We start from the raw sequence: 8,765 nt of genomic DNA, 5'->3' as shown, positions 1-8,765 counted from the left end.
CGCGACGACCACCAGCGTCTCACTGATGAAAAACCCTTCCACCGTTGCCGAGGACGCGCCCTGCGTCGGCTGCGGGGAATGCGTCCGCCGCTGCCCGGCCCGGCTCGATCCATCCATGATCAGCAGCTACGCCGAGTTCGGCATGTACGAAAAGGCGGCAGCCGAATCCGTGGACGCCTGCTTCGAGTGCGGGCTGTGCGGATTCTTCTGCATCGCCAAGCGCCCCATGCTCCAATACATCCGGCTGGCCAAGAACGAACTGGCGCTGGCCCAAGCCAAAACCGGGGAGGAATAAGCTGTGAAGCCACTGCACCCCTTTGCCCTCACCGTCTCCGCCCCGCCGCACCGCCACTGCGGCGTAACGGTCCGGAGCCGGATGCTGAACATGCTGCTGGCGCTGGTCCCGGCTGCGGGAATGGCTGTCTCGACCTACGGCATGGCCGCCGTGCGGGTCATGGCCCTGTCCGTCGCCGCCGCAGTCCTCGCCGAAGCCATCTCGGACCGTTTCATGGAACGCGAGAGCCAGATACACGACCTGCACGCCTGTTTCACGGGCCTGTGCTTCGCCTTCCTGCTCCCGGCCTCCGCCCCGTGGTGGCTGGTGGCGGGCGGAAGCGCAATTTCGATCGTGCTCGGCAAGATGATGTTCGGCGGCCTCGGCGGAAGCCCGTTCTGCGCCCCGCTCATCGGCTGGGCCGTGTGCCGCGTCTCCTGGCCCGCCGCCATGGACATCGACGCCTCCATGCTGACCATGGACATGACCTACCCGCTGGCACAGCTCAAGAACTTCGGCCTGCAGGCCGTGACCGTCACGGAAACCCGTGAACTCGTCCTCGGCCACCAGCTCGGCGGCCTTGGCGCAGTACAGATCGCAGGCGTGGTAGTGGGCGGCATCTTCCTGCTCATGAAGAAGCACATCACTTCGATCATCCCTGTCGGCGTCATCGCGGGCGTGGCCATCAGCGCAGGCATATTCCACGCAATCGACCCGACGACATACGCCTCCCCGGCCTTCCACCTGTTCACCGGATCGGTGATGTTCGGCGCGTTCTTCCTCGCCACGGACGGACCATCCTCGCCGAACAGGCAGATCCCCATGCTGCTCTTCGGCCTCTTCACGGGCGTAATGATCGTCATAATCCGCGTTTACGGTGCCTACCCCGACGGCGTCCCGTTCGCCATCCTGCTCGCCAACCTGTTCACCCCGGCCTTCGAGCGCATCCGCCCGAAGCCCTTTGGAAAGAGGTAATCGCCATGAACGACATTCTGAAAATGATGGCAGTGCTCTCGATCATCTGCGGTCTTGCCGGAACCTCGCTCACCGCGCTCAAGCAGGCCACCGAGCCCATGATCGAGGAGCAGGTCCTGACCTATGTACAGGCTCCGGCGATCAAGACCGTGTTGAGCGGCTACGACAACGACCCCATCAAGGACCGCAAGGACTTCGATATGGGCGGCAGAACCGTCACGGCCTTCCCGGCCATCAAGGACGGCCGCCTCATGAGCGTGGCCTTCGAGACCTCGGGCAAGGGCTACGGCGGCGATATCGGCGTCATGGTCGGCTTCGACGTCAACTCGGACACCCTCTCGGGCATCGGCATCACCACCATGAAGGAGACGCCCGGCGTGGGCACCCGCGTTGCGGAACACGGCTTCACCACCCAGTTCAAGGGCCACGGCATCGAAAGCGTGGAACTCAAAAAACAAGGCGGCGACATTGACGCCGTGGCAGGGGCGACCATCTCCTCCACCGGCACCACCGCCGCCGTGCAAAAGGCCGTGAGCATATACAAGTCCCTCAAGCAGCGGCTTGCAGACGGCTGGACCTGATCCCGCAACGCCAATCACTCGGAGAGAGTCATGAACAGATTGTGGAAGGAATTCTCAAAGGGTCTCTGGAAAGACCTGCCGCCGTTCAAGCTGGTGCTGGGTCTGTGCCCGGTGCTCGCTGTCACCAACACGGCGGATAACGGGCTCGGCATGGGCGTGGCGGTCATCTTCGTGCTCACGCTGTCGAACCTGCTCGTCTCGCTGGTACGAAAACTCATTCCGGCCAAGGTGCGCATCGCCTGCTTCATCGCCATATCCGCCTCGCTGGTGGTGGCCGTGGAGCTGCTGATGCAGGCCTTTGCCTACCCCCTCTACCAGCAGCTCGGCATCTTCGTGCCGCTCATCGTGGTCAACTGCATCATCCTCGGCCGGGCCGAAGCGTTCGCCTCCAAGAACCCGCCCCTGCTGGCGGTGGCGGACGGCCTCGGCATGGGCGTGGGCTTTGCCATGTCGCTGACCTTCCTCGGCGCGCTGCGCGAGGGACTCGGCACCGGACATATCTTTGGCACGAACGTGGTCTGGCCCGGCTTCGAGCCGCTCGGCTTCATGGTCGAGGCACCGGGCGCGTTCGTCAGCCTCGGGGTGCTGCTGTGCATCATGAACTTCGCGGAAAACGTCCGGCGCAGGCGCAAAGGGCTGCGGGCCGTGGAAGGCCCCACCCACGACTGCGGCTCCTGCGGCGCGTGCGGCTCCGCCTCCAACTGCTAACCACGCAAGGATACGATTATGCAGGAATACTTCCTTCTCTTCATCGGAGCGATGTTCGTCAACAACATCGTCCTTGCCCAGTACCTCGGCAACTGCCCGTTCATCGGCACGTCCAAGGAATCGAACGTGGCAGTGGGCATGGGCGGCGCGGTGGTCTTCGTGGCGGTCATGGCGGCGGCGATCACGTGGCTGGTGCAGGAATACGTTCTCCAGCCTTCGGCCTCGGCTACCTCCAGACGCTGGCCTTCATTCTGGTCATCGCCTCGCTGGTGCAGTTCGTGGAGATGTTTCTCAAGAAGATGGTCCCGCCGCTCTACAAGTCGCTGGGCATCTTCCTGCCACTCATCACCACCAACTGCGCGGTCATGGGCATCGCGCTCATCTGCCAGCGCGAGGAGTTCGGCCTCTTCAAGACCGTCATGTTCTCCTTCGCCTCCGGGCTGGGCTTCATGATCGCCCTCGTGCTGCTGGCCGGGCTGCGTGAACGCCTCGCGGTCAGGCGGCTGCCCATCGCCATGCACGGCACGCCCATCGGGCTGGTCATGGCCGGGCTGATGTCACTGGCGTTCTTCGCCTTCAAGGGCATGATTTAACGAGCAATATATCAGGACGGAATCATGATACTCACAGCAGGACTCACCCTCTTCGGCATCGGGCTGCTCGCAGCCGCCATCCTCGGCGTCGCCTCGCGGGTGCTCTACGTCAAGGAAGACCCGCGCATCGCGCTCATCGAGGACAATCTGCCCGGCGCCAACTGCGGCGGCTGCGGCTATCCCGGCTGTTCCGGCGCTGCCGCAGCCATCGTGGCGGGCAAGGCTCCGGGCAACGGTCTGCATCGTGGCCGACCCGGAAACCAGCCGTACCGTGGCGGGCATCATGGGGCAGGAGGTCATCGAACGCGAACCCGAGCTCGCCATTCGCGACTGCACCGGCGGCACCCGCGCCGAAGACTCCTTCCACTACGAAGCGCGCTCGACTGCGCGCGGCCCACCAGCTTTATGGCGGAGCCCAAGGCCTGCCCGGAAGGGTGCCTCGGCCTCGGTAGCTGCGTCCGGGCCTGCCCGTTCGACGCCATCCACATGGGTCCCGACGGCCTGCCGGTCATCGATCCCGAGGAGTGCAAAGCCTGCGGCAACTGCGTGGACGCCTGCCCGCGCGGCGTCATCGCCGTATCCGGCATGTCCGCGCGCCTGCTGCACCTGAACCAGACCAGCGACTGCCTTGCCCCGTGCAGGCAGAAGTGTCCGGGCCAGATAAACATCCCCAAGTATATCGAGCAGATCAAAGCCGGTGACTACGATGGCGCGGTCATGACCATCAAGGAGCGCAACCCGCTGCTCGTCACCTGCGGGCGCGTCTGCCCGAGGCCGTGCGAGACCGAATGCCGCCGCCAGTTCGTGGACGACCCGGTGGGCATCAACATGCTCAAGCGGTTCGTGGCGGACCGGGAGCTCTACTCCGGTTCCCGACTGGCCGTTCCCTGCGCCGCAGACACCGGCAAGAAGGTCGCCATCATCGGCGGCGGCCCGGCCGGACTCTCCTGCGCCTATTTCCTGCGCCGCCTCGGTCATCACCCCACCATCTTCGAGGCCATGCCCGCGCTCGGCGGTCAGGTCCGCTACGGCATCCCGGAATACCGGCTGCCCAAGGCCGACCTCGACTGGGAGATTCAAGGCATCCTCGACCTCGGTGTCGAAGCGAAGCTGAACACGAAATTCGGCCGCGACTTCACCGTTGAATCGCTCAAGGCCGACGGCTTCGAAGCATCTTCATCGGCATCGGTGCGTGGCAGGCTGGCGGCATGTACGCCGAGGGCGAAGACCTTGACGGCGTCATGGGCGGCATCGAGTTCCTCACGGCCCACGCGCTGGGTCAAACGCCCGAGACCGGCAAGCATGTCATCGTTGTCGGCGGCGGCAACACCGCCATTGACGCGGCCCGGACCTGCGTGCGCCTCGGCGCGGAGGTGACGCTCATGTACCGGCGCACCAGAAAGGAAATGCCCGCCAATCCGGAAGAAATAGTGGGTGCTGAAGAGGAAGGCGTGAAGTTCAAATTCCTCGCCGCCCCTGCCCGAGTGGTGGGCGACGAGAACGGCAAGGCCACGCACCTCGAATATTACGAGATGGAACTGGGCGAACCGGACGATTCCGGCCGCCGCAGACCGGTGAAGAAGGAAGGCTCCGAGACGCTCATGGCAGCCGACCTCATCATCCCGGCCATCGGCCAGAAGCCGGACATCTCCTGCCTGTACGACGAGAACGCCGAGACCTGTCCCTTCGAGACCACCCGCTGGCAGACGATCATCGCGGACGAGAACACGTTCGAAACCGCCATTCCCGGCGTGTTCACCGCAGGCGACGTCTACACCGGACCGGACCTCGTCATCTCGGCCATCGGCGACGGCAGAAAGGCCGCGCGCTCCATGCATTATCACATCACGCAGGGAAGCGTCCCCGTGCCGGAGACAACGCAGAAGGAGATGATCCCCTACACCCTGTTCAAGGAGATCGACAACGTGGAGCGCAAGGGCCGGGCCGTGATGCCGCACCTGTGCCACGGCGACGACCGCAACTGCACCTTCAGCGAGGTGGAAGGCGCGCTCACCGAAGGGGAAGCCCTCAAGGAAGCGGACCGCTGCCTTCGTTGCGGCCTGATCTGCTACGACGGCGACGATGCCGTTGACGCGAGGTCGTTCGACAAAAGCTAGCAACCAGCATCTGCCCGGGTTGAAATCTTCATGCAGCCTCTCGCCCCCACATCCCTGAAGGCGCATGAACCGGGGGGACCGTCCGGAAGCCACCCCAATGGACGGTCCTCCCCCTCCCGGGCACCAAAGGAACCGATTGATGTCCAAGAGTCTCTACATAGCGGCAACCGAAGCCCGAAGCGGCAAATCCGCCATCGTCCTCGGCGTGATGCAGCTCCTGCGAGCCCATGTCCGGCGCGTGGCCTTCTTCCGCCCCATCATCAGCGACCATGTCGACGAAGGCCCGGATCACGACATCAACCTGATCCTCAAGCACTTCAACATCGACATGGAGTACGAGGAGACTTACGGCTACACGCTCAGCGAAGCCCGGCGGCTGCTCAACGAAGGCCAGCAGGCCATGTTGCTCGAAAACACCCTGAGCAAGTTCAAGCAGCTTGAAAAGGAATACGACTTCGTGCTCTGCGAAGGAACCGACTACATCGGGGGCAACGCCGCGCTGGAATACGAGATCAACGTCTCCATCGTCTCCAACCTCGGTTGTCCGGTGCTTCTGGTGGTCAACGGGCTGAACAAGAGCGCCACCGAAATCACGGACTCGGCCCAGCGGACCATCGAGACCTTCGAGGAAAAAGGCCTTGAAGTCATGGGGCTGGTGGTCAACCGCGCCTCCGGCGACCTGCCCGAGGGAACGCTCAGGGACATCACCGAAAAGACCCGGTCCAGCCATCCCCTGCTTGCTTACGTCATCCCGGATGACAAACGGCTCGGCAACCCGACCATCCACGACGTTATCAAATGGCTCGACGCAAAGGTGCTCTACGGCCACGGCAGGCTGGACACGCAGGTGGACAACTTCGTGACCGCGGCCATGCATATCGGAAATTTCCTGAACTACATCAAGGACGGCAGCCTCATCGTCACGCCCGGCGACCGCTCGGACATCATCCTCGCCAGCATCACCTCGCGCCAGTCCTCGGAATACGGAGACATTGCGGGCATGGTCCTCACCGGCGGGCTTGAGCCGTCACCCACCGTGCACCGGCTCATCGAAGGCTGGACCGGCGTGCCGCTGCCCATTCTCAGCGTGCAGGACCACACCTTCAGGGCCACCCAGCTTTTGCAGGGGCTGCACGGCACCATCGACCCGGAACACCCGGCCAAGATAGCCTCGGCCATCGGCCTGTTCGAGTCCTGCGTGGACACCGCAGAATTGCGGAACCGCCTCGGCGCGGCCCAGTCGCACAAAGTCACGCCCTTCATGTTCGAGTACAACCTCATCGAGATGGCCAAAACCGCCCGGCAGCGCATCGTCCTGCCTGAAGGCGCGAGCGACCGCGTTCTGGAAGCGGCAGAGATTCTCATCCGCCGCGACGTGGTGGACGTCATCCTCCTTGGCGACCCGGCAACGGTGCGTGAGCAGGCCTCCCGCCTCGGCGTGAATCTAAACGGCGCGACCATCATCGCGCCCGCTGAGTCGGAGCGGTTCGAGGACTATGCCACGCGCTACTTCGAAGCCCGCAAGCACAAGGGGCTTCGCATGGATGACGCCCGGGACCGCATGAGCGACCCCACCTATTTCGGGACCATGATGGTGCAGGCCGGAGACGCGGACGGCATGGTCTCCGGCTCCGTGACCACCACGGCCCAGACCATCCGCCCGGCATTCGAGTTCATCAAGACCAAGCCGGACGCCTCCATCGTCTCCAGCGTCTTCCTGATGTGTATGGGCGACCGCGTGCTGGTTTTCGGCGACTGCGCCGTGAACCCCAACCCCAACGCCCGGCAACTTGCGGAAATCGCCCTGAGTTCCGCCGAGACCGCGAGGATTTTCGGCGTTACCCCCTACGTTGCCATGCTCTCCTACTCCACCGGAGAGTCCGGGTCGGGCGAGGACGTGCAGAAGGTGGTTGAGGCCACCGCCATCGCGCGCGAACTGGCTGCCGAACGCGGCCTCGACCTGCCCATCGAAGGGCCGCTCCAGTACGACGCGGCCGTGGACCCGGAGGTGGCCCGCACCAAGATGCCTAACAGTGACGTGGCCGGGCGCGCCACGGTTTTCATTTTCCCGGACCTGAACACGGGCAACAACACCTACAAGGCCGTGCAGCGTGCCGTTCCCGGCTCCACGGCCATCGGCCCGGTCCTGCAGGGGCTCAACAAGCCCGTCAACGACCTCAGCCGGGGCTGCCGCATCCGGGACATCGTCAACACCGTCGCCATCACCGCCATTCAGGCGCAGGCGGAAAAGGACGCATCATGAAGATACTGGTCATCAACTGCGGAAGCTCGTCGCTCAAATACCAACTGCTGGACATGGACGCCCGGAGCGTCATCGCCAACGGCGTCATCGAGCGCATCGGCGAGGAAACGGGGACCGTCAGCCAGCAGAACCACCCGGACGAATGGCCGGACCGCAAGAACAGCGAAGATGTGCGCGTAAAGGATCACGAGGCCGCCATGCGGCTCATGGCCGGAAAACTTACCGACGGGCAATGGGGCGTGCTGCGCTCCCTTAGCGAGATCGACGCCCTCGGCCACCGCGTGGTTCAGGGCGGGGAGCGGTTCAGCAAGCCCGAATTGATCACGCCGGAAGTGATCGAGTCCATCCGCGAAACCATCCCTCTGGCCCCGCTGCACAACCCGGCCAACCTCACGGGCATCGAAGTGGCCGAAGAGCTCTTCCCCGGCACGCCGGGCGTGGCCGTGTTCGATACGGAATTTCACCAGACCATCCCGCAAAAGGCGTTCATGTACCCGCTGCCCAAGGCGTTCTACACCGAGAATAAAATCCGCAAGTACGGATTCCACGGCACCTCGCACAAGTACGTGACCAAGGCCGCCTGCGACCACCTTGGCAAGGCGGTCGGGGAAACGAACCTCATCACCGTGCATCTGGGCAACGGCTGTTCCATGGCCGCCGTGGAAAAGGGTCGCTGCGTGGACACAACCATGGGCTTCACGCCGCTGGCGGGCCTGATGATGGGCACCCGCTGCGGCGACATCGACCCGGCCATCCACGCCTTTGTGGCCAAACACCGCAAGCTCTCACTGGCCGAGATCGACTCGGTGCTGAACAAGGAGAGCGGCCTGACCGGAATCTGCGGAAAAAACGACTTTCGCGACATCCACGCCGCCCGCGAAAAAGGCGACAAAGATGCGCAACTGGCCTTTGAAATGTTCACCTACCGGGTGCGAAAGACCATCGGCGCATACATGGCCGTTCTCAAAACGGTGGATGCCATTGCATTTACTGCCGGCATAGGGGAGAATGATCAATTCGTCCGTGCTGCTGCCTGTGAAGGGCTTGAGCGGCTGGGCGTCAGACTGGATTCGGACGAAAACACAACCCGCAGACCGGGCACGAGGAGCATACACGCCCGTGACAGCGAGGTTGCGGTTCTCATCGTCCCCACCGACGAGGAGCTCGAGATCGCGCAGGCGACACGGGCGCTCGTCGAGAACAAACACTAATCCTTACTTATACTGGTTCAATACCAAAACAATGGAGCTAATG

8 protein-coding genes and 1 pseudogene are annotated in these 8,765 nt (G+C 63.6%); all 9 read left to right on the top strand.

The features are described 5' to 3' along the window. On the top strand, window positions 1-295 hold a 295-nt coding region (locus tag JCM12178_RS15905), incomplete at its 5' end, for a 4Fe-4S dicluster domain-containing protein (RefSeq protein WP_157054965.1). A 3-nt stretch (window positions 296-298) separates the two neighbouring features. Next, a complete protein-coding gene (locus JCM12178_RS15900) occupies window positions 299-1,249 on the top strand; it encodes an RnfABCDGE type electron transport complex subunit D (protein ID WP_054652823.1) in 951 nt (316 codons plus the stop codon). A gap of 5 nt (window positions 1,250-1,254) precedes the next feature. Further along, entirely contained in the window at window positions 1,255-1,830 is a 576-nt protein-coding gene (gene rnfG, locus JCM12178_RS15895) for an RnfABCDGE type electron transport complex subunit G (protein ID WP_054652821.1), read from the top strand. 30 nt (window positions 1,831-1,860) lie between these two features. Next, a complete protein-coding gene (gene rsxE, locus JCM12178_RS15890; RefSeq protein WP_054652818.1) occupies window positions 1,861-2,538 on the top strand; it encodes an electron transport complex subunit RsxE in 678 nt (225 codons plus the stop codon). Between the two features lie 18 nt (window positions 2,539-2,556). Next, window positions 2,557-3,131 (top strand): annotated as a pseudogene (locus JCM12178_RS15885) (electron transport complex protein RnfA). A 24-nt stretch (window positions 3,132-3,155) separates the two neighbouring features. Continuing rightward, window positions 3,156-4,508 carry a (Fe-S)-binding protein gene (locus JCM12178_RS20055; protein WP_245628827.1) on the top strand — a complete coding sequence of 451 codons (1,353 nt, stop codon included), beginning with the start codon at window positions 3,156-3,158 and terminating at the stop codon, window positions 4,506-4,508. After that, on the top strand, window positions 4,406-5,248 hold the full coding sequence (locus tag JCM12178_RS20050) for an FAD-dependent oxidoreductase (protein WP_245628828.1): 843 nt from the start codon (window positions 4,406-4,408) through the stop codon (window positions 5,246-5,248). Before JCM12178_RS20055 ends, JCM12178_RS20050 begins: the two co-directional genes overlap by 103 nt. Before the next feature lie 139 nt (window positions 5,249-5,387). After that, window positions 5,388-7,511: a phosphate acetyltransferase gene (gene pta / locus JCM12178_RS15875; protein ID WP_054652816.1), complete on the top strand. Its 2,124-nt coding sequence runs from the start codon at window positions 5,388-5,390 to the stop codon at window positions 7,509-7,511. Next, window positions 7,508-8,722: an acetate kinase gene (locus JCM12178_RS15870; protein ID WP_054652814.1), complete on the top strand. Its 1,215-nt coding sequence runs from the start codon at window positions 7,508-7,510 to the stop codon at window positions 8,720-8,722. Before pta ends, JCM12178_RS15870 begins: the two co-directional genes overlap by 4 nt. The last annotated feature ends 43 nt before the right edge of the window (window positions 8,723-8,765 follow it).

Source organism: Salidesulfovibrio brasiliensis JCM 12178, assembly GCF_001311825.1.
GTDB lineage: Bacteria > Desulfobacterota > Desulfovibrionia > Desulfovibrionales > Desulfovibrionaceae > Pseudodesulfovibrio > Pseudodesulfovibrio brasiliensis.
Note: the sequence above shows the minus strand (reverse complement) of the source record. Positions and strands in the feature narration are given on the sequence as shown.

Excerpts from the sequence above, each read along its gene's own strand:
- rnfG (WP_054652821.1), top strand. The coding sequence starts at position 1,255 with ATGAACGACATTCTGAAAATGATGGCAGTGCTCTCGATCATCTGCGGT.
- rsxE (WP_054652818.1), top strand. The coding sequence starts at position 1,861 with ATGAACAGATTGTGGAAGGAATTCTCAAAGGGTCTCTGGAAAGACCTG.
- JCM12178_RS20055 (WP_245628827.1), top strand. The coding sequence starts at position 3,156 with ATGATACTCACAGCAGGACTCACCCTCTTCGGCATCGGGCTGCTCGCA.
- pta (WP_054652816.1), top strand. The coding sequence starts at position 5,388 with ATGTCCAAGAGTCTCTACATAGCGGCAACCGAAGCCCGAAGCGGCAAA.
- JCM12178_RS15870 (WP_054652814.1), top strand. The coding sequence starts at position 7,508 with ATGAAGATACTGGTCATCAACTGCGGAAGCTCGTCGCTCAAATACCAA.